This is a genomic window from Blautia acetigignens, from assembly GCF_025566865.1.
Taxonomy (GTDB): Bacteria; Bacillota; Clostridia; order Lachnospirales; family Lachnospiraceae; genus Blautia_A; species Blautia_A acetigignens.
Genome location: NZ_JAOQJM010000011.1, coordinates 39,597 through 61,703, shown reverse-complemented (window position 1 = coordinate 61,703; position 22,107 = coordinate 39,597). Strand labels below are relative to the sequence as shown.

The following is a 22,107-nucleotide window of genomic DNA, read 5'->3' as shown; positions in this document are numbered from 1 at the left end:
TCATCTCCTTTTTTATATTTAATGTGTGTTAAACACACTCTTTGAGAAATTGGCTGTTTTCATAAGGCTGAAGCAAAGTACAACCGTATAAGCCATTACACTGAGCAATGCTGTATGCACGTTATCTGATACCTGTATATTAGCAACCAGTACGGAATAAATGCCCACACACACCATGATAAAAAATCCCTGGAATGCCAATGCGAACAATCCTCTTAAGTAATTGCTGCCAATCTGTCCCCATTCCCGATTGCTCATTGTTGCAAACGGAATTGCACCGATTGACGAATACAAGTAAATCTCAATCATACGTCCATAAAGAATGACCGTTATAAAAACGGAAATAACCTTTAAACACAGGCTTGCCAGAAGTGTTTCCAGTGCCAGTATGACTAGTTCCCCTACTTCCATTGATTCCATTGCCGTTTCCATTGAAGTGACCACCGAATCAATATTAATTGCTGTCTGATGATTGATCACTCCTGATGCCCGGTTCACTACATTCTGTCCCACATCAAAAATTGCCATAGTAATTGTGAATGCATTACTTACGAACCAGACTGCAACCCACATTTTAAAAAAATATTTGAAGAACATCCATGTATCAATGTCATGCATGTTGTTCTTCTCTGTGAGCATGGAAATCAGCTCATAACACAGCACAAAGGTTATAATCATCCCGGCAATCGGCACGATCACAGAATCTGACAGATTCTGAATCAGACTAAATATACTGCCATTCCATCCCTGGGGCGTTTGCCCAACCTGACTTGCAATATCACCGGTTTTTTCATTTACATCGGTAAACATGTTCGTCAGGTTTGAGCTGACCATGCCTGTAAGGAGGTTACGCATCCATTCTTCTATGGACTCAAAAATCTTATCCATGCGTGTTCTCCTTTCTTACTGCCCCGGCTAAAATAAATTCGCCAGTAATGGTACAAGCTGTGTACCGATTAAAACGACACCTCCACCTGCCATAAGCTGCTTGATTCCCTGTGACTTCGCACCCGGATTATCATTACCATAACCTTCCAGAAGATTGATAACTCCCCAAACTGCAAGTCCCGCTCCGATTGCGACAACGAGTGTCTGTAAAATATTAATTGCTGATGTAAAAAACGCCATAATCTATGTTCTCCTTTCGTAACTCCTGTTTTTCATTGTGATTTTTTACTGGTTACTACTCGGAGGGTTCCGCCCTGATGGGCGGTCTTTCATGCTTGTGCATATCGCTACCTCCCAAAAGGGCATAAAAAAAGAGCTATGTATGTTTTACGTTACATGCCCTGTGCCTTCATTTTCATTATTTGATTGTTCTTCCAGTTCACTGCCTTCATACATATAAAGGTCAAACTGTTCTTCCGGATCTAACCGGACTTCCATCTGATGTTTCATGTATTCTTCCACATGGAACTCATTCTTTTTATCATAATCGGATAACTGCTTATACCGTTTATGTTTTGTAATGTCAAATTTATCACTGTAAAACGGACGGACACCACGAAGCTGTAAAATACACTTGTTACCGTCCATGACTGCCAGTTCATCCCGACTCATCAATTCTTTTCCTGTTTTCTGATAGTTCAAACCGTAAGATCTGCTCTGTCCTCTTGTATCAGAAGTGTTATATAAGTCAATGGTTTCCTTACCCAGTGTTTCTGAAATTTCTTTCAGAGTGGTACTTTCCTTACCTCCCAGGAACAACATTGTGTCACAATTTCCCGTAATGGTTTCGGCTGCATCCTTGTAAATTGTCTTGAGCTGCGACTGGGACTGGAGTATAATGGAAGCAGAAATTTCCCTGCTTCGGATCGTTGCAATCAGCTTGTCAAACTTCGGAATCTGACCAATATTTGCGAACTCGTCACAAAGGATTCTCACATGATAAGGCAGTCTTCCATGATGAACATCATCGGCTCTGTCGCATAACAGATTGAAAAGCTGACTGTACATCATAGCAACCACAAAGTTAAAAGTATCGTCTGTATCCGAAATTACAATAAACAGTGCCGTTCTCTGATCTCCAATCATATCCAATTCCATTTCATCATAAGAAGTCAGTTCCCTAAGTTCCGCAATATCAAACGGAGCAAGTCTGGCACCACAGCTGATCAAAATCGACTTTGCCGTTTTTCCTGCAGCCAGTTTGTATTTTTTATACTGCCTTACTGCAAAGTGGTTCGGCTCGTCCCTTTCCAACTCCTCAAATAACAGATCCACAGCATTTTTAAACTCTTCATCTTCTTCCCTGGTTTCACTGGCATTGATAAATTCCAGCAGGGTTGAGAAATTCTGTTCTTCTTCTGGTGCTTCATAATAGATATAACCAATCAAAGCACAATACAGCAGACGTTCCGCTTTCGTCCAGAAATCCTCGGAAGATTTTTCTCCCTCGCCCTTGGTATTTACCATGATTGTATTTACCAGTTTCAGAATATCTTTTTCAGAACGAATGTAATGAAATGGATTATAATGCATACTCTTGGAAAAATTGATGGTATTCAGCACCTTGATTTTGTAAGGAGCCATTACCACCCTGCCATTTTTATCACGCAAAATTTTTCCGTTTTTATCTTTCTTCGGTGTCCCTCTTGCTAACATTTTACCACATTCCACGATAATCGTTCCCTTTGGATCGGTGACCACAAAACTTACATTGTCCGGCATCTGCATAAGCTGCGGTTTTACATAAAATCGAGTCTTACCGCTTCCAGATCCGCCTATCACTATAATATTCTTGTTTCTGGCGTACTTCGGTTTCTTTGGTCTACTGTTCATGGTCAGACGTTCCGTTTGTGTCAGCAGAATATTATTCTCAAAAACCGGATCAATAAAAGGTGCTATATCCTTTTCATTTCCCCACCTGGCAGAACCATATTCCTCCCCCTGGCGAAACTTCTTTCCATTCTTTCCCTTGAAATATACCACTGCCCATATGCCAACTGCTGCGATTGTTCCCGCAACCAGACTTTTCAGCTTCATGCTTGGCAACAGCTTCTTAAAAGCTAATGGATAATTCATAAGAAGAATCATCAGCCTGTCTACTACTGTACTGCCCCTGCAATACTGATAAAGCCAGGTACATTTATTTACCACATAAAACACAACCACATACGGTATATGTAGCAGAACCTTTTTTATTACTTCCACATTCGGGGGACGCACCTGAAAACCTTTCAGTTTTTTCTTTATATTTTTTATCCCACTCATAATGTTGGCTCCTTCTGCTTCTCTTTTGATTTCTCCCGTTCTCTCTGTTTGTCCTGGTTACGGGCTGTGATTGCCTGCTGTAATTTCTTACGGACAGATGGTTTCTTGGTTTTATTCAGTGTCTTTCCGGTAAACTCCCGAAATGCTGCTGTCATCACCTCCACATCTCTCGCCTTAAAGAAAACAAAATATCTTGGTGGATCTACAGACTTATCACGTTTTAGGCTGAAATCAATACCATATTTTTTTGCAACCTTTTCAAAAGCCTTAATGTTATTATCTGTAATCTCAATGTTGGAAAGTTGAATATTCTGCTGTGTCAGCTTCTTTAAACTCTGCTTTCCATGATATTCTTTATCCGGAGGTGCCTTTGTCTGCTGTTTTCTTGCTTTCTCTGCTTTTTCTTTCTCCACTGCCGCCAGAAAACGCATCATTGCCTGTTTCAATAAACGGACTGTCACTTTTCCACCAGTGATACATAACGATACGGTTTTCTCATTTACTTCTTCCTGCAATAGAATCACTCCCTTCCTGAAAATCTAAAATTCATATATTCCCTTCGTACATATCATGCTGCACCAAAGATGAGTAATAATTGCTGATGGTCAGCGGTGCATTATATAATACTGCCAACAAATACTGACGCATATTTACTACTTTACTGGTATTTTCTTTCATGCAATGCAATACGAACCGAATATGCTCTGCATCCAGTTTTAAAAACTGGCTTTTTACTACGGATAAAGGTTTTCTGTCCCCTCCAATCCGTATAAACTCCTGTTCCGAACACACCACATCTACCATTAACCCCACAATCTCATCCAACATATGCCGGTTGAAATCATCTACGATATAGTCATATCCAATGTGTTCAAGGATAATCTGCTGATAAGCATTCCTTTCAGCTTCTTTCCTTTTCACTTCACTGGCATCTGAATAGAAAGAAAGATACTCTGTATCGTTATTCTCAGTATTACTATCCTCTATATCATTACCTGGCAGTTTACACCTGTCTGCATCGGTCATTTGTACCTTTCCTGAGAAGTCATTTTGACCTGTCTGGAAGTTCTCTTTGAACCGTTCTGGTGATACGCATTTTTTTACATAGATTCTATCGGGATTTCCCAATCCCTGTCTGACTCTCGTAATCAATCCGATTCCTTTCCGGTCATCCAGTTCCTTTAACAAGCACCGGACTTTTTTTACTCCACATCCCATAAGCCCTGCTATCTGCTCCTGCGAAAAATATATATACACTTTTCCCTCCGAATCCATCCACTGATTCTTCACAGATAACTGCATCCGGTCTAGCAATAGACCATACAACAACTTAGCTTCACAGGTCAGTTTTCCAAATACCGGACTGGTAAAGAGAATCTTGGGAATCCGATAGAACGTATACTGTTCTGCTTCCTCCCCGTAGTGATACGGGAATATGTATGTATCCTTATCCAGATTGTTTTTTCCTCTGCTCTTTTAGAATTTTAGCCATGCAATAGCCAATACAGGGATTTCTTCCATACGGACAGCCTTTGCATGGAACCCAAAACCTGTGTGCCGGATCTGGATCAGGTGGCTTTTCAGGGAGCTGATAAAAGCATCTCATCTGCCTGCATTCCTTTTTCTTTTCATTCCAGAAATAACAATATTCACAGGATTTCGGCTTGTCCTCTGCATATCTAATCGCCATCGCTTTCTGACTCCTTTCTCCTGCTCAGTTTTTCCAACATCTGATCTTCCTGTGATGCTACTCTCAGACAGCAATACATCACAAAATTAACTGCTGCAATAATTGCTACAACCGCTATAATTAATACCTGTTTCATAATACATTCTCCCTTCATTTTTCCTAGTATTAACCAGAAAGAGAGCATTTATGAATCTTTTTCGTCCATAAATGCCCTCTTAACTAACTGATTTTTATTTCTTCTTTCTTGCCACCCATACCGCTGACACTACACCTGCCATACCTGCTACTGCAAGCAGAATCCAAAGCAGCATATGTGTATCATCTCCGGTTTTCGGTGTATCTGTTACCTGTGTAGATGGTGTTTCCGGTGTTGATGTTTCTTCCGGTTTTACCTCATCTTTCATCACAACTTTCTGAATCTCCCCGGTATCTTCCACTGTGAACTTCACGTCCTCAGCTATCAGATAACCATTAGGGGCAGATTCTTCCCGAAGTGTATACTCCCCAATCGGAAGCATTTCAATGTAATGCGGTTTCTCCTCAGAAGTCCAACTCTCTACCGTTTTACCGTCTTTGTCGAGAATTGTCAGTTTTGCGCCCGGCAGTTCCTTACCGGAAATATCCGTCTTGGAGATCTCTACCTTGGTAACATCGTCTTTCATCTCGATTTTCTGTGCTTCTACGGTATCTTCAACGGTAAATGTAATGCTTTCCGCTGTCACAAAACCATCTGCTGGTTTTGTTTCTGTCAGGGTATACTTCTGTCCGACTACCAGTTCTTTGATGATATGAGCTTCTTTACCGGAAATCCAGGAATCTACAACCTTACCGCTTTCATCAGTTACCTGTAACTTGGCACCTTCCAGCTCTTTTCCATCTGTCAGGGAAGTCTTGGTAATCTCAATTACTGTCGGTTCATCCTCAAAAGTAAATGAATAAAATACTTTTTCCTTTTCCGCACCTTCGTACTCAAATGTAAACTCCTGTGTTTCATCTGTCGTTGCAAATCCAGGTGCCGGGGAAGTTTCCTTGATATAATACTCAAAACCAATCGGTAAATCTGCTGTAAAAGTCAGTTTTCCTTCTTTATCCGTTGCCAGTTCTTCAATCACAGTATCCGCTTCCAGAATAACTTTTCCGTCTGCTCCTGTAATATCATTCTTGGCACAAAGGGCAAATACTGCACCTTCCAGTACACGATCCGAATCTTTCTCTTTTTTCACAACTTCCACTTCCGCTTTCTGGCGATTGTTCTGCCAGTCAGCAGAGTAAGTGACTTCTGCAGTATCCTGATCACGATATGTCAGGTCAATCTCTCTTGCCTCATTATCCAGTACAAAACCATCCACTGTAGCTTTTTCTTTGACATAATATTTGCCAAGAGGAAGTCCGGATAACTTTGCAATGCCGGTATCATCCGTTGTAATGGTTGCTACCAGTTCATCTTTTTTATAATAATCTTCACTTTCCCCGTCAGCAGATTTCACGTCCTCTAAAGCAAATACTTCAAAGGTAACATCTTTCAGACTGCCTGTTACATACTGGAATAAATGGCTGATCCATCCTCCAACAGAATCCAATGCCGTTACTTTATCCAGAAACTCTCCATTTTTATTGATGATGATCGTTCCTGTCGGCACATCATCTTTCATTTCCACTTTCTGGATTTCCCCAGTATCCTCAATCGTAAAAGTGACCTCTTCTGCCTTGAGGTATCCATAAGGAGCTATTTCTTCCCTGAGAGTATAGGTTTCCCCTACAGTAAGCCGTTCAATCATATGCTGCTCACCTTTTACAGACTTCCATGTATCAACTACATTTCCATCTTTGTCCAGTACCGTAAGAGTCGCACCAGATAATTCCACGCCAGTAGTCAGGTCAGACTTGGAAACCACAACTTTTGTAGGCTGATTTTTAAGTACAGAAGATAACTGCACGACCTTAACCTCCTGTCCCTGGTACTCTGCCTTTACTTCCAGAACTTCATCTGAAAATACATAGCCATTCGGTGCTGCCAGTTCTTTGATATAATACTCTCCAAATGGCAGATCCTGTGTAAATACAGCCTTTCCATCTTCTCCGGAAACAGCTTTTCCAAGAAGTGAGCCTGCTTTCACAATCACAGTTCCATGAGCTTCTATGTCATTCTTCGCATAAAGTCCAAATTCTGCCCCTGCAACTGCTTTTTCTGTATCAGCATCCTGTTTTTCCACCGAAATTTCTACCTTCTGGCGTTCATTCTCAAAAGTAGCTGTCTGCTCAATGACAGGTGTTTCCTGATCTTTGTAAGTAAAAGTGACTGTCTGTGCTTCGCTGTTTAAAACAAATCCTGTTGGCGCAGACGTTTCCACAATCTTATAACTTCCAAGTGGAAGATTCTTCAGGACCGCTTTTCCCTCTTTATCGGTTGTAACAGTTTTTACAAGTGTTCCGGCTGCATATTCCAGAATACGGTTTCCATTGTCATCTTTCTGGAAATCAGCGGTATAAATATCCTCCGTAGCATAAATGGCAAACTCTGCTCCTTCCAGATTTTCTGTCTGATATGTAAAATCATCCTTGAATCCGTCCAGAACTTCGCCCTTTTTCACGATAGTCAGTTCTCCCTTAACTGGATGGTTCTCATAAATTGCTTCAATGATCACATCCCCGGAAGTTCCATCCATCTGATATGCAGTATTAGAATCAACTGTTACCTCATAATAATTTTTATTCAATGTGTAACCGAACGGAGCATTCACTTCCTCAATACGGTAATTTCCGATTTTCAGATTCTGCGGAAGAATCAAATATCCCTGCTCATCTGTAAAATAAGATTTGTGCTTAACCGTTGTCGGATAGGTTGTAACCTGCTCCACATACTTCTTATGATCCAGGTCATAAATCTTAAACTCTGTATTTTTCTGTAATACTGGTTTCTTAGTTTCATCATCCTGTTTGATGATTTTCAGCTTTGCTTCAAACTCATCATCCAGAAGTACTCTCCACGTCTGTGGCTGGTTCGGATTATTCTCTGTGATACGCACTGTAAAATCATCTACCGGAGTATAATTGTGAGGAGTTGTAGTTTCACGCACAATATAAGTTCCATATGGAAGTGCGATACTGCAAGCATAACCCTTTTCGTCTGTGAACATTTCTGTTGCACCATTTTCCCCGATCACAACTGGTGTTGCAGAAGCAAACTCATAGTTTCCGTCTGCTTTCTTTGTCAGGGAAGATTCCAGATATGCCGTAAATCCGGCACCTTTCAGCAGATCAGCGTCTGTTTTTCCATTATTGGCTGCTTTGATGATCTGGAACGGCTGTTTCATTACCTGCTCCAGTGAAGTGCAGTCACGTTTAACCTCTGCTACCAGATCGCCTTCATAATTGCAGACCAGATCATGTTCTGTTTCGTCTGCCAGATAACCCACTGACGGACTAATCTCTTTCACATAGTAATCTCCAAGATACAAGCCATCTACAGAAGCCTGTCCATTCTTATCTGTTGTAAGAGTAGCAACCTGCTCCCCGGCTTTATAGATCACACCGGTAATACCGTCCGGATGAACAATATCATTACGAGCGTACAGTCCATAAACTGCTTTTTCCAGTGTCGCATCTCCCTGTGCAACCGCCTGTTTTGTTTCCGCATCTCTCTTTTCCAGAGAAATCTTTGCTTTGACTCTCTCATTTACAAATGTATGAGTGAATGAAACTTTCGGCTCACTGTCACTGGTATATGAGAACTTAAATGTATAAACATCTTTAGAATTTCTCAAATATCCCTGTGGTGCCTGTTCCTCTTTGACTACATAAGAAAATCCAATCGGAAGATCTGCGTTAAATGCCGCTTTTCCATCTGCTCCTGTCGTTAATTTTTCAATCAATGTGCCTTTCTTCACTACTACATTTCCGTCTGCGTTGGCAATATCACTGCCAGCATACAGGGCAAACACGCCTCCAGATAACGGATTTTCGGTATCCTTGTCTTTCTTTACAACACTCACATCTGCCTTCTGTCTGTCATTTGTGAATATCACATCAGAAAAGACTACTTCCACATTCTGTCCAGCATAGGAAAGTGTAACTGTCTTTTCCTCTCCAGCATTATAAAAGTTCTCCGGTGCCTGCATTTCTTTGACAACATAAGTTCCAAGATGCAGATTTTTCAGGATACAAGCACCGTTTTCGTCTGTCGAAAGGTTTTCTTTCACAAGATCGCCTTTGCTGTAAATCTTCGCACCATAGGCAGAGATAATATCTTCTCCTGCATATACATTATAAACAGCACCTTTCTGACGTCTGTTTTCATACTGGAATACTGTACCATTCTCGCTGACATCTGCCCCTGCAAGAACCTGTCCTTCTTTATATACAGTCAGTTCGCCAAGCTGCTCTTTATCCGGTACCGTTGTTGTCGTGGTCTTACTTGCTACCAGCTTCACATTGTAAGCGGTTGTATTTACCACATAACCTTTCGGTGCTGTGATTTCTTTCAGATATACCGTATCCTGTGTTTTTACAATCGTTGCAGAAGATTTGCCATTGCTGTCTGTTTCCGGCATTGTAGTAATCAGATTTTTGCAATCTGCATCACTGTAAATACCAAATACGGCTCCTGCAAGGTTTACATCTGCTGCTGAATCTTTCTTCATAACTTCTACAGTTGCAAGTTCAATCCAGGATACTTTAAAATCCACGTATTTTTCATCATCCACGCCTTCACCAAACACCAATGCCAGATCCTGATTTCCAGATCCTGTAGAAATCTTATAAGCTGAATAATCTTTAGTAATGCTTCCTTTCATTGTTGTAGACCAACTCTCTGCCACATCACTTACCTGTGTCAGTGGTGCTGATAGATAAAACTTCGTACCACCGCAGATTTCAACATTTGCTCCAGCTTTGCTTGTTTTTCCTGTTGACAGGTTATGAAGTTTTACACCTGCAGGGAGTTTCATAGTAATTGTCTGTAATGCATCTGCCTTAAATGTTATATCCTTTGTTCTCTGACTGTTACCCTCTACATAGGCTTTTACGTTTGCATCTGAAAAAGACATTGCCACTGATGGAATATCCGGTTGAGAAACGCAATAATTATAAAGTTTCTTTGCAAGATTCTGTGCAGTGCTGTTTGCACCTGAAAAAGCGTCCCCACTACCATTTGCATAAGATGCTGCAAGGTGTACCAGAATAAATCTGGCTCCAGCACTTAAATTGCCATATCCATTCTCTTCTGTGAAAAATCCATCATCTCCAGAAGCTTTTGTGCCATAATAACATACCTTAGCAAGTGCTTTTCCATCTCCCACCTTATTGATTGTATAAGTTCCACTTCCTGGTCCCGGCTTAGATGGCTGTACACAGTATGCTGTGGCAGATACATTACCAAATTTCACAGTATACTGATAAGTAAGGTAACTACCATATCCATAATCTGCGTAACGATACATGGTTCCCCTTGTAACAGAAACCTGCTGTGAACTTCTTACATTTCCTGCAGAAGCCATAAAGGTTACGGTTTCTCCTGCATCCATTGCATACAGATCAATTCCATTTGTTTCTGCCTGTTCCAGCACTTCAGGCACCGTAAGTTCAGTTTCCGTATCAACTGTGTTTTCCTGGTGCGACTCTGAATCGTCATCACTCTGCTCTGTATCTCCAGTGCCACTATCATCGTCCACTGTAATTTCAGAAGAACTCTCTGACTGCATTTCTGTTTCAGGTTCTTTTACAGTGATATTTCTGCTGATTCTGTAAGATGGATGACCACTTACCGGCTCTACCGCATATACTGCCTTGTAGGTGTCCGGTGTATGTGTATCGAAATCAGCTCCAGATTCATTTTTTGCTTCATGGAACATGATTTTTATTTTACTCTCATCCACTCCGTCAATACCGGACAGATCTACTTCCACTTCAAATTCCTGTCCATAGACAAGTTCAATGTCATTTGCTGTTACAATTTCATCTGGATCAAGCGAATCCTGTACCTCTTTTAATTCCGGATACTGCTGCTCAAACGGTATTTCTTCCGGTTCTAATTCCGATGCAGAAACAGCTACTGGCTGAACGATTACAGACGCTAATGTGGCAACTGCCATGACTCCTGATAAGAATCTTTTGAACTTCATTTTCATTTTGACTTAATCCTCTCTTTCTTCACTTATCATCGTTTTTCTTTTCAGCAGGTCTATACCTGCACTATTCAATCATTGGAACCACCTCCCGATGTTTTTGTTACTGATACCTGTACATTTCTGAAAAGATAACAGCACATGCATATAGCGGCACCTGCACGAAGCGAAGCACCGCCACATGGTATCTGCTGTCATCTCCATCAAATGGAAATAACAGTTTTAATAAGGATCAAGCATTTAAGCCGCAAGAGGCCGTTCCTTGTAAAAGTGCCTTTCATCCGTTTCCCTTTCACGTTCTCTCCGAATCCTGGCCGCTGGTTATTATGCGTAGCTGAGTTTTCGGGTATCCCCTCTTGCTATCTATATGAAATTGTCAAGGTACAAGTCCGGGCTTTTTCTTTTTGAAGAATTAACCCTTCACCTATAAAGCTCGGCAGAGGGTGTTTACCAACCCCTTTTGCAAACTTTTTTATTTTTTTCTCAGTTTCTTTTTCTCATTACTCTCTGCGAGTTCTTCTAAACTGGCTCTCAGCTTGGCAACTGCCTTATTTCTCATGTTGTTGACTGCTGCTGAACTGATTCCATGAATATCGGCATATTCCTGATAAGTCTGTTTCTCAAAATAAAGAGCATAAATAAGTTCTTTCTGCTTATCCGTCAGCATATCCATCATGTTTTCTGTCACCATCTGCTGAACAATCATTTCCTCCATGTCCGGTGCCACACTCTCTCCAAGCTGCATTTCTTCCATAGCAGAAGATAAGGAAATACAGCGTTTCTGATTGCAGCTATCCAGATTGATGCTCAGGCGATCTTCTCCTCGAAGAACAAAACGCAGATACCACTCAGCCTCTTCAAAGTAAGATTCCGTCAGATTACATCCATATCCATTTCCAGCCACAGAAGAGTAGCGATAACCGGAAATATCTTCGATAGGAAATACTGTTACTCGATTCTGTGCCTGATAGACCACATATCCGTTCTTATAAACAGTGATCGTGACTACGCCTACCTCGTTCTTAATAATCTTCTGAGCAACAACCGGGTATTTCCCCTCCCGTAAACTTTTACAGCTCGGTTTCTTTTCGCCTTTCTTTGGAGATTCCACCATTTCTTTCAGTTTTCTAAGTGTCAGCATGACAACCACCTTTCTGCCTTTCGGCTCCGGGCTGTCAGCAGACAAAAAAAGCAGCAAAAAAAGACTCCGATCTGCCCGGTTTTTTTTATACCGAGCGACTTGCGAAGCCTCTCCTTGCTGCTTTATGTATCAATCAGCTATACAGGGCACTCCCTGCACGCAGATTAATCAGTGTTCATATTGTCATTTTCTATTGTAGTGTTTTCAGCCTTATCAGACTTTTCATCTAAAAGGAAACTAAAATCTCCCATTGCGTCATAGGGCTGATGTGTGATAAATTCTAAATATTCATCCTTACTCATTTCTGTTTGCCTCCTCTCTGTTCGATGTATTAATGGTATCAATTCTCCCCTCAAACAACCAGCCCAGTACTGTCCGAATTAAGCTGAAACAACGGACAAAACTGTCCGAATTTTGAGCGTAAAAAAACGACCATCCAGATTATCCTGTAATGATCGTCACCAACTTACTTTTCCATTCATCAATTCTATTAATTCCATACTACCCTCAAAATTCTTTTCAGCATTTTCCATCAGTTTATTTCTAAGATTCTTGTCCGGAATATTATAAAGTCTTTCAAAAAATGCCAACGCTTTTTCCACAAATTCCTTATCTTCTTCTGTCACATTTTTAGCTTCAAAATGAACAGACGTAACCTCTTCTTTTCCGCACTCTTCCCATGTAATATTTTCCTTAAACCATGACTCTGGCTTACCTGTAATTTTAGCTAAATCAGAAGCATATTTAGTAATAGGCCCCTTTCCAGCAACCATTCTGTCAACTGTTTTTTCAGAAAGGTTGAGTAGCTCTGCAAGTTTGGCATGTGTCATATTATTCAAATCATCCAAACAGTTTTGTATATCTTTTCCAATATCCATACGTGTTCTTAGTTTTTTCCCTGCCGACCCCAAGACGAGCTACCTCCTTTCTGAACCGTTTTTTGTATTACCGCCATATAAATGAAGACAATTATAGCCGGACGAAATGATTGACATTTCTATTCCGACTATCTCATACATAAAATCCGTTCCAGAAAAAAGTAGTGCTTACGTTTTCAGACTTTTATCCTGTAATACCTTCGCAAAATAATTTTCCTGCGTTTATCGTCAACACGTAACAGCCTCCTGCCAAGTACTCTATCAGCAGAGACTTTTCCCCCAACTACCGTTATCATTTCGTTGTTTACCGCTATATAATTTTCAAGTGTATCTTTTCTTGAAACAGTTACTCCTACAACGCTGATAACACTCTGGTCACTTGCTATCATACGCACCGTTTCTCTTATCGTATTTTTATCCATAGTAATTTCTCGCATTCTTTTCGTCTCTCCAGCCACTATACTCACTGGAAATTGTTCTTATTTTACATATTTTTCATACAAATTTAATATATCTATTGCAAAAAAACCTTGACCGGTTTTTCTACGTATGATATACTAATGCATGTTGTATTTAACAACTTTTTCTATATGTTCCTCTAAAAAAGGAAAAGAAAATCTGGGTTGAAGGTTCAGATCTAAAGTTACTTATTAGAAGGGCATTCGTATGTGAGCCACAACTAATGTTATATACAACATGATATAGTACTGATAAAAGCCGACACCAATCCTGTTATTTCCAAGTGCCAATTGGATATAGACCAGTAGGATGATGTCGATTTTGTCTGTCTAAGCGTTTTTTAGATCTACTCTCGTGCCAAGGGAGTAGGTCTTTTACATTATAGCATTGCTACCATTTATTGTCAATATGCACTATAACTAATGCGTTATAGTGTCTTTTTTTGTGCAAATTGCATTATTTTACATGTTTATTTATTAACAGAGCATATCATTTCTTTTACATTATTTTTTTGTGCAATATTTTGCAATTTTATTATTTTCTTTTCCAGACACATATGGTATCATATATTTAACCAGTAAATGTCGTTTTCTCAGAAAGGAGTCCTGCCTTATGAACAATCAAGAAATTCTCCGCAAAATCGTCAATTACATTGAGAATGTTATGAAAGAAAAATCTTTAACCTCTCGTGATCTGGCCGATATTTGTGCCAAGAAAACCGGGAAAATGTCTCCAAGAACTATCGACAACATGTTTAGAACCCCTTCCTCTACAACTTTATCTACTTTGTTAAAGGTCTGTGATGGATTAGATTTAAACCTTAATGCTGTATTCCATTCCATTGAAATTGCAAAAACATCAGCAGAAAATGGACAGCAGCGTTTCATCTTCGACATCGATCATCCAGCTTACAATGGCTACACCGGAAATTACCATGTATTCTTTCTTCCAACCTCTGTTTATCCAGAAGATCATTCGGGTCAAACCTTGGTTCATGGAACACTTCGTCTGGGAGATTTCAATTCTATGCATGAATGCTCCGCTATACTTGACATTGATTCTGGTGATTTTACAAATGAAGGTACCCCATTTTCCAAGCACTATGAAGGAACTTTAGTTTACTCATCTAATAGCCAAATGTTCTGCCGACTTGTTTGTAGCAAATATGGCGATATGTGGTTCATGGTTTTTAACCATGGCAATCTCAATAACAAAGAACTTGCCTGCGTTATTGGCTGTGCTGCAACTGCCTCATCTGGTCGTTATCGTCATCCTGCGATACACCGCTTCTGTTTGTGTAATATGCAGCAATATCCAGAAATTGATTCCAATACTCGTACACTCATCGAGGGGCTTCTTCGAATCCAAGAAAAACATATCTGGATAAAAAAGGAAACTTTAAAAGAGCTTCTTCTGCACGATAATTTTGATCCAGACTTTCGACGAAATCTTGAAAATTACTTAAATATTGCTACTGAGTACTATGCACTGCCAAAAAATACATTAAAGGAAGACATTCCTCTTTCTACCTCAGTAAAGGAACTTGCCAAATTATGTAATGAATCAAATTTGGAAAAGACCTTCCATATCTTAAACGAAGATGACCGGGAACTGTCATGTATTTTAAAGGGTTGCCTTGCAACACCAACTACACCAGCGACTCCTTCAGAAACAGAATAACAAAAAAGGAGCCAGGAACATTCACTTCTCTGTGTAAATGTTTCTGACTCCTATTAGTCCTTCGCTTAATACCAATTTATCAAACGGTCACAATATTCTTTTTTACTTCATATACAGTTAAAGTTCCGTCTTTCTTGCGTCTCACTTCTGCATTATTTCCCCGGTCTGTAATCGTACTGATTACATCCAGCAAGTATAATGCTCTCTCTGTCTGTCCCACTAAATATGTACTCTTTTGTTCGCCAATCTTTTTCAAATCTGATCTCATCTCCAGTCCTCCAAGCAATATAATATCACTCAAACGGATAAGGGAAAGAAAACCGCTGATGAGTTTCTGATAAGCCATCCCGAAACAGTGCTTGACTGTTGCTTACCATATAGATTCTATCCAAAGGATCAGTGCTGACCTCCTGTTTCCTTCTGACATTTATGATTATACTATCAGAACATACGTTCGTCAATCCCTAATTTTATTTTTCATAAACAAATTGATTATCATGCTTCCGATCATACAACCAAGCCCATTATGAATCATATCATCCCATTCGAATAATCCACGCATAAATACCAACTGACTGGTTTCTATTACTGCTGATACCAGAACTCCAAACAATAATGTCCGATACCATTTCACTTTATGGTTTGCAATTATCGGTAATAATGCTCCGGCCGGAAGCAGCAATATACAATTCAATAAATTTTCTTTTAGCAATTCCCAGTCTTTGTATTTAAAAATTGCCTTCCATGACCAGAATGGTATCAATTCATACTGGCGAATAGTACTTGTTCTGGTAAATACCGTAGAGCCAAACACAATTCCAAGAAATATTATCATCGTCACAATAGCCATTGCCTGTATTATATTAATCTTTTTTCTACATACACATCCTGCTACCACAATAACTGTCAAAAGCAGCAATACACTAAATGCCAATATCTCATATTTAGACCACTTTTTATTATACGTTGTCCATATCTGGTAAATATCCATTCTACTACCCTTCTGTTTTAATCAGACCAAACCGACAAAATATCGCATATAGATAGCTCGCTCCAAATACCTTTAATTTCTTCGGTCCGTTTACATTTCCCTTCATCTCCATCGTTTCTTTCAGAGCAATATTTACACTGCTTCTGGTTATTGATTTCTTTTTCCGGTCAATCAGAATTTCATTTCCATTGACCGTATAATGAAATCTTAATCCCTTTACAGTCGTAAAAGAATATCCTGAAAACAATTTTAACGTCTCCCACAAATGATTTTCCAGTAATTCCAATGATTTATCCATGCAGCAATGCAATTTTTCAATTTCCTGCTTTCTTTTCCGGTACAATCTACACCTCTCTGCATACAGGCTTAATTCATCTGCATTGTATATCATTTTTGTATACGGCAAATAGGAATGAACCGAAGATCTGCTCAAGCCAGTCTCCTGCATAATCTCTGAAATATTTTTTCCATTTTCCCATAACGAAATAACCTGCTCACTAATCTCAGTATGATACACCCCCACCGTAATTAATATTTTGCGTGTTTTCATTAAGGTAATGCCGAACTGTTCTGATATTTGCCGTAATGAATTTACTGATCCACCGCCTGCTCCAGACATATATGCTTCAACAATACAGTTCGTAAACTGCTCCATTATCTTTTCCGAATCATATCCTGGTTTCTTTTTTGGTCTTCCCATTTTCGTGTCAATCCAATCAAATTGTACTAATACTCTGGGCGGACATCCCTCTCGGCTCTATGCCAACCCAGAGTACAATTTCAAGTATTTTTATTCCACAGTCACACTCTTTGCCAGATTTCTTGGCTTGTCTACATCCAGTCCTTTCGCCACACTGACATAATATCCCATTAACTGTAACGGAATCACTGCAAGGCTTCCTACGAAATGCTCATCAATTTTTGGAACGTATACTGCAAAGTTTACCTGATCTTCAATCTCATATTTCCCATATGTTGTTAATCCCATCAAGTATGCCCCACGGCTTTTATATTCTAACATGTTACTAATCGTTTTCTCATAAAGGTCACTTTGCGTTAATACACCAATTACCAAAGTTCCTGGTTCTATCAGGCTGATCGTACCATGTTTCAACTCTCCTGCTGCATATGCTTTCGAATGAATGTATGAAATTTCCTTTAATTTCAAACTTCCTTCCAGAGAAATCGCATAGTCAATTCCTCTGCCAACAAAAAATACATCATGTGCATTTGCATATTTTGCAGCAAACCATTGAAGTCTTTCCTTATCCTGCAATATCTTCTGGATCTTCTCCGGAATTGTCAATAGCTCAGAAAGATAATTGTTGTACTGTTCTTCTGTAATCATATTTTTGACTTTTGCAAACTGAACAGCCAGACAGTACATTGCCACAAACTGAGCACTATAAGCCTTTGTTGTTGCTACCGATATTTCCGGTCCGGCAAGTGTATAGAATACTTTATCTGCTTCACGTGCAATACTGCTGCCAACAACATTCACAACTGCCAATGTTATGATTCCTTTTTCCTTTGCCAGGCGTAACGCCGCCAACGTATCCGCAGTTTCTCCAGATTGACTGATTACTATAACCAGAGAGTTTTTATTCAATGACATTCTTCTATATCTGAACTCTGAAGTAAGTTCTACTCTTACCGGAATATCTGCCAAATCTTCTATTACATATTGTGCAGCCATCCCAACATGCCATGCAGAACCACATGCAACAATATAAATCTGATCAAATCCTAGGATTTCATCTTCTGTAAGCTCAACCGAAGATAAATCAATACAATTATCTTTTATTACAGAACCTAAAGTGTCCTTGACTGCTTTCGGCTGTTCATGGATTTCTTTCATCATAAAATGTTCAAATCCTGCTTTTTCAGCAGCTTCGGCATTCCACTTAATTTCTGTCGTCTGTTTTTCGATTTCATCTCCGTCAAGATTATAGAAATGAGCTTCTCCCATTGTTAATCTGGCAAATTCCAGATTAACAATATAATAGACATTCCTCGAATTTCACAGTGTCAGGCACCTTATTTTTACATCAACAATTAGTAATCGTTCCAATCATCATTCCAGTCATCGTTCCAGTCATCATTCCAGTCATCATTCCAATCACAATCATTGTAAGAATCCCCTGACCTGTCATGGCTGTGATCATGTGGATATTCATCCAGAATTTCTGCAATGATTTTCATCCCGTTACTCATATAGATTTCCTCCTGTCTTTTATTGTATTTATAATATGTGAATATAATATTTGATTTGCCGAACAGAAATAGTTTATTTCATTATCCCTGTCTGTCCTCGGACACCCATATCCGCAAATATCTTTTACAGAACACTTGTTGCAATAATCCCTAACCTGTTTTTGTATCATATTAAACAGCTCCTGATGTTTACTGCATGATACCATGTCTGAAATACTACGTTCCGAGATATTACCTAAACAATTTTCTTTTCGCAAATTATATGGGTCACAAAAGAAAGCATCTCCTGAAGGCAAAAATGTTAGATAATATCCACACCGTTCCCTTTGATGATGGCTACAACATCTGTGTTTTCCTGTCAATATTGCTGAAATAGCATTATTAAATTCCCTGATATTCACTCTTGCTTCGCCATCAAAATATAAATCAAAAAGATCAGATAAGTAATAACCAAGTTTTTCTGAATCTACAGAACATTTGTCATCTGGGTTATAACAGTAACATAGTCCACAGTTTTTAATACTATTTTCCACTAGAAAATCATAAAAACTTTCAGCCCCATTCACAATATGCTTATTTGTAATAACACTTAATATTCCAAATGACACTTTTTGATTTTTCAGTTTATCCAATATAGAAATCGTTCTTTTAAACGACAGACTTTCATCCTGAGAAAAATGTGCGTTTACACCAATCGGTCCATCCAAACTTATCCCAATGCCAATATGGGACGTTTTAAAAAATCTGATCCATTCATCATCTATCAGTGATGCATTTGTCTGGATACTGTTAGTAAACTTAACACCTGTCTTATCTGAAAGTTCTTTCTCATATTCATAAATCTCGTAAAAACGCTCAATTCCCCATAACAGCGGTTCGCCACCATGAAAAAGCACTTTTACTTTTTGGTTTGTTTCCGCATTAATTTCCGCTGATTCTTCTAATATTTTTTTTACTATGTCAACATTCATGATTCCAGTATTTTGTTTATGATTCGAATATCTGCAGAAAACACAGTCAAAATTGCACATTTCCGTTACTTTAATTATTGGTGATATTACGCAAGTCATTACTCACCTCATAAAAATTTAATAGTATCTGACACCAATGGTCACTTCAATCAAATTGTGCCAATACTCTAGGCTGACATCCATCTCTATGCCAATCCAGAGTACTAATTTCAAATATTTTTATTCCACAGTCACACTCTTTGCCAGATTTCTTGGCTTGTCTACATCCAGACCTTTGGCTACACTAACATAATATCCCATTAACTGTAACGGAATCACTGCAAGGCTTCCTACGAAATGCTCATCAATCTTTGGAACGTATACTGCAAAGTTTACCTGATCTTCTATCTCATATTTTCCATATGTTGTTAATCCCATCAAGTATGCTCCACGACTTTTGCATTCCAACATGTTACTAATCGTTTTCTCATAAAGGTCACTTTGCGTTAATACACCAATTACCAAAGTTCCTGGTTCTACCAGGCTGATCGTACCATGTTTTAACTCTCCTGCTGCATATGCTTCCGAATGAATGTATGAAATTTCCTTTAATTTCAAACTTCCTTCCAGAGAAATCGCATAATCAATTCCTCTGCCAACAAAGAATACATCATGTGCATTTGCATATTTTGCAGCAAACCATTGAAGTCTTTCCTTATCCTGCAATATCTTCTGGATCTTCTCCGGAATTGTCAATAGCTCAGAAAGATAATTGTTGTACTGTTCTTCTGTAATCATATTTCTGACTTTTGCAAACTGAACAGCCAGACAGTACATTGCCGCAAGCTGAGCACTATAAGCTTTTGTTGTTGCTACCGATATTTCCGGCCCGGCAAGTGTATAGAATACTTTATCTGCTTCACGTGCAATACTGCTGCCAACAACATTTACGACTGCCAACGTTGTGATTCCTTTTTCCTTTGCCAGACGTAACGCCGCCAACGTATCTGCAGTCTCCCCGGACTGACTGATCACTATAACCAGAGAGTTTTTATTTAATGACATTCTTCTATATCTGAACTCCGAAGCAAGTTCCACTCTTACCGGAATATCTGACAAATCTTCTATTACATATTGTGCAGCCATTCCAACATGCCATGCAGAACCACATGCAACAATATAAATCTGATCAAATCCCCGAATTTCATCTTCTGTAAGTTCAACAGAAGATAAATCAATAGCATTATCTTTTATTACAGATCCTAAAGTATCCTTGACGGCCTTCGGCTGTTCATGGATCTCTTTCATCATAAAATGTTCAAATCCTGCTTTTTCTGCTGCCTCAGCATCCCACTTAATTTCTGTTGTCTGCTTTTCAATCTCATCCCCATCAAGATTAAAGAAATGAGCTTCTCCAGGTGTCAATCTGGCAAACTCCAGATTACCAATATAATAAACATTTCTTGTATATTTCAGAATAGCCGGAACATCAGAAGCTACATAGGTTTCGCCGTCTGTCACTCCAATAATCATTGGACTGTCTTTTCTTGCTACCCAAATTTCTCCCGGATAATCTTTGAACATAAGTTCCAGGGCATATGAACCACGCACACGAACCATCGTTTTAGCAATCGCATCAATCGGTCCGAGATTATACTTCTTATAATAATAGTCCACTAATTTAATTACTACCTCTGTGTCAGTCTGACTGTAAAAAGTATAACCATGCTTTAATAATTTTTCTTTAAGTTCTGTATAATTTTCAATAATACCATTGTGTACGCCAACTACTTCTGATTCTACTTCTCCAGAACCTGATCTTGTACAATTTCCAGATACATGCGGATGTGCATTAATCTGACTTGGCTCTCCATGTGTTGCCCAACGTGTATGTCCGATTCCACATGTTCCTATCAGTGCTTTTCCTTCATCTGTTTTTTCAATCAGATTGCCTAATCTTCCCTTGGCTTTAACCACCTGTGCCAAACGCTCCCCATCTCGCACAGCGATTCCAGCCGAATCGTACCCTCGGTACTCTAATTTAGACAGACCATTTAATAAAATAGGTGCTGCCTGCTGTGTTCCAGTAAAACCAACTATTCCACACATTTCAATCTCCCCATTCTTATCATTGTATTCTCTATTATTCTAACAATCTATTCTTTATTTTTTTTGCAGGTGTTCCTGCAATAATAATATTGGACTCTTCAAAATTTTTTGTCACAACAGAATTAGCCCCTATAATATTGTTGTTTCCTATTTTGACATCTCCACATACTACTGCATTTGTAAATAATGTAACATGATTTCCAAGTCTTGGTTCTCTTTCGCCACCACCATTTGATACAATTGCAGAATTTACAAATAGCCTTGCATCTTCACCAACATCTCCATTAGTTATAATAGAGCCTAAGTGGACTATACATAACCCCTTTCCACAACTGTTCAATCTAACTTTCATACCATATTTAAATCTTAATCTATTTAATTTGACCAAGCTCAAATAGTACATCCATTTTTTTCCAGTATTAAGGTAATATTCCGTTTTTCTAAGTCTTTTTTGATACTTAAAAATAGCATCGTTTTCCGTTAGCGGAAATACCCCCCCACTAATGTTCTCTTTGGATATTTCGCACCTTCATATTTAATCCATTCTTTCAAATCCGATGCAGAACTAATTATCTCATGTTCCCATACGGTTGAAGTATCTCTTGCGTATGTTTCATTCATTTCTATGTTCATTATTTACTTCCTCCATGCAAAATAGTA

At 39.1% G+C, this 22,107-nt stretch carries 20 protein-coding genes and 1 pseudogene; 1 reads left to right on the top strand and 20 read right to left on the bottom strand.

Features of this window, described 5'->3' with window-relative positions:
• Positions 1 to 18 precede the first annotated feature (18 nt).
• From OCV70_RS13115 to OCV70_RS13065, 11 genes are all read right to left on the bottom strand, one after another.
• Positions 19 to 888: a VirB6/TrbL-like conjugal transfer protein, CD1112 family gene (locus tag OCV70_RS13115; protein WP_055282538.1), complete on the bottom strand. Its 870-nt coding sequence runs from the start codon at positions 886 to 888 to the stop codon at positions 19 to 21.
• 27 nt (positions 889 to 915) lie between these two features.
• Positions 916 to 1,128: a Maff2 family mobile element protein gene (locus OCV70_RS13110; RefSeq protein ID WP_005421639.1), complete on the bottom strand. Its 213-nt coding sequence runs from the start codon at positions 1,126 to 1,128 to the stop codon at positions 916 to 918.
• Positions 1,129 to 1,275: 147 nt separating this feature from the next.
• On the bottom strand, positions 1,276 to 3,213 hold the full coding sequence (locus OCV70_RS13105) for a VirD4-like conjugal transfer protein, CD1115 family (RefSeq protein WP_055282540.1): 1,938 nt from the start codon (positions 3,211 to 3,213) through the stop codon (positions 1,276 to 1,278).
• Positions 3,210 to 3,728 (bottom strand): PcfB family protein, encoded by a 519-nt coding sequence (locus tag OCV70_RS13100; protein ID WP_029730832.1) that lies wholly within the window; start codon positions 3,726 to 3,728, stop codon positions 3,210 to 3,212. Before OCV70_RS13100 ends, OCV70_RS13105 begins: the two co-directional genes overlap by 4 nt.
• Before the next feature lie 31 nt (positions 3,729 to 3,759).
• The gene (locus OCV70_RS13095; RefSeq protein ID WP_262579762.1) at positions 3,760 to 4,599 is read right to left on the bottom strand and encodes a replication initiator protein A; all 840 of its coding nucleotides are present in this window, start codon (positions 4,597 to 4,599) and stop codon (positions 3,760 to 3,762) included.
• A 293-nt stretch (positions 4,600 to 4,892) separates the two neighbouring features.
• Positions 4,893 to 5,039: a hypothetical protein gene (locus OCV70_RS13090; RefSeq protein ID WP_172677208.1), complete on the bottom strand. Its 147-nt coding sequence runs from the start codon at positions 5,037 to 5,039 to the stop codon at positions 4,893 to 4,895.
• A 94-nt stretch (positions 5,040 to 5,133) separates the two neighbouring features.
• Entirely contained in the window at positions 5,134 to 11,028 is a 5,895-nt protein-coding gene (locus tag OCV70_RS13085) for a SpaA isopeptide-forming pilin-related protein (RefSeq protein WP_262579750.1), read from the bottom strand.
• A gap of 469 nt (positions 11,029 to 11,497) precedes the next feature.
• The gene (locus OCV70_RS13080; protein WP_117650442.1) at positions 11,498 to 12,223 is read right to left on the bottom strand and encodes an RNA polymerase sigma factor; all 726 of its coding nucleotides are present in this window, start codon (positions 12,221 to 12,223) and stop codon (positions 11,498 to 11,500) included.
• Positions 12,224 to 12,330: 107 nt separating this feature from the next.
• Positions 12,331 to 12,468, bottom strand: coding sequence for a hypothetical protein (locus tag OCV70_RS13075; protein WP_181975467.1), 138 nt, complete (start codon positions 12,466 to 12,468; stop codon positions 12,331 to 12,333).
• A 156-nt stretch (positions 12,469 to 12,624) separates the two neighbouring features.
• Complete coding sequence (locus tag OCV70_RS13070; RefSeq protein WP_118237782.1) at positions 12,625 to 13,077, bottom strand: hypothetical protein; 453 nt, start codon at positions 13,075 to 13,077, stop codon at positions 12,625 to 12,627.
• A 143-nt stretch (positions 13,078 to 13,220) separates the two neighbouring features.
• Positions 13,221 to 13,481, bottom strand: a complete 261-nt coding sequence (locus OCV70_RS13065; RefSeq protein ID WP_118237780.1) for a hypothetical protein — start codon at positions 13,479 to 13,481, stop codon at positions 13,221 to 13,223.
• Positions 13,482 to 14,115: 634 nt separating this feature from the next.
• On the opposite strand from OCV70_RS13065, the gene OCV70_RS13060 reads away from it, so the two are divergent.
• Complete coding sequence (locus tag OCV70_RS13060) at positions 14,116 to 15,183, top strand: helix-turn-helix domain-containing protein (RefSeq protein ID WP_117650445.1); 1,068 nt, start codon at positions 14,116 to 14,118, stop codon at positions 15,181 to 15,183.
• Positions 15,184 to 15,262: 79 nt separating this feature from the next.
• Here the strand turns inward: OCV70_RS13060 and OCV70_RS13055 are convergent, their stop codons facing one another.
• From OCV70_RS13055 to OCV70_RS13015, 9 genes and pseudogenes are all read right to left on the bottom strand, one after another.
• Positions 15,263 to 15,451 carry a hypothetical protein gene (locus tag OCV70_RS13055; protein ID WP_118316805.1) on the bottom strand — a complete coding sequence of 63 codons (189 nt, stop codon included), beginning with the start codon at positions 15,449 to 15,451 and terminating at the stop codon, positions 15,263 to 15,265.
• Between the two features lie 189 nt (positions 15,452 to 15,640).
• Positions 15,641 to 16,174 (bottom strand): VanZ family protein, encoded by a 534-nt coding sequence (locus OCV70_RS13050; protein ID WP_262579749.1) that lies wholly within the window; start codon positions 16,172 to 16,174, stop codon positions 15,641 to 15,643.
• 4 nt (positions 16,175 to 16,178) lie between these two features.
• The gene (locus OCV70_RS13045) at positions 16,179 to 16,874 is read right to left on the bottom strand and encodes a hypothetical protein (RefSeq protein ID WP_226815734.1); all 696 of its coding nucleotides are present in this window, start codon (positions 16,872 to 16,874) and stop codon (positions 16,179 to 16,181) included.
• 90 nt (positions 16,875 to 16,964) lie between these two features.
• Positions 16,965 to 18,191, bottom strand: a pseudogene (gene glmS, locus OCV70_RS13040) (glutamine--fructose-6-phosphate transaminase (isomerizing)); the annotation flags it as partial.
• 38 nt (positions 18,192 to 18,229) lie between these two features.
• Positions 18,230 to 18,388, bottom strand: coding sequence for a hypothetical protein (locus tag OCV70_RS13035; RefSeq protein WP_158576592.1), 159 nt, complete (start codon positions 18,386 to 18,388; stop codon positions 18,230 to 18,232).
• Positions 18,385 to 19,458: a radical SAM/SPASM domain-containing protein gene (locus OCV70_RS13030; RefSeq protein WP_262579748.1), complete on the bottom strand. Its 1,074-nt coding sequence runs from the start codon at positions 19,456 to 19,458 to the stop codon at positions 18,385 to 18,387. The genes OCV70_RS13035 and OCV70_RS13030 overlap by 4 nt, the downstream gene beginning before the upstream one ends.
• A 120-nt stretch (positions 19,459 to 19,578) precedes the next feature.
• Entirely contained in the window at positions 19,579 to 21,447 is a 1,869-nt protein-coding gene (glmS, locus tag OCV70_RS13025) for a glutamine--fructose-6-phosphate transaminase (isomerizing) (RefSeq protein ID WP_117650449.1), read from the bottom strand.
• 34 nt (positions 21,448 to 21,481) lie between these two features.
• Positions 21,482 to 21,850 carry an LbetaH domain-containing protein gene (locus OCV70_RS13020; protein WP_055282561.1) on the bottom strand — a complete coding sequence of 123 codons (369 nt, stop codon included), beginning with the start codon at positions 21,848 to 21,850 and terminating at the stop codon, positions 21,482 to 21,484.
• A 77-nt stretch (positions 21,851 to 21,927) separates the two neighbouring features.
• Positions 21,928 to 22,080: a hypothetical protein gene (locus OCV70_RS13015; RefSeq protein ID WP_181975468.1), complete on the bottom strand. Its 153-nt coding sequence runs from the start codon at positions 22,078 to 22,080 to the stop codon at positions 21,928 to 21,930.
• Positions 22,081 to 22,107 lie beyond the last annotated feature (27 nt).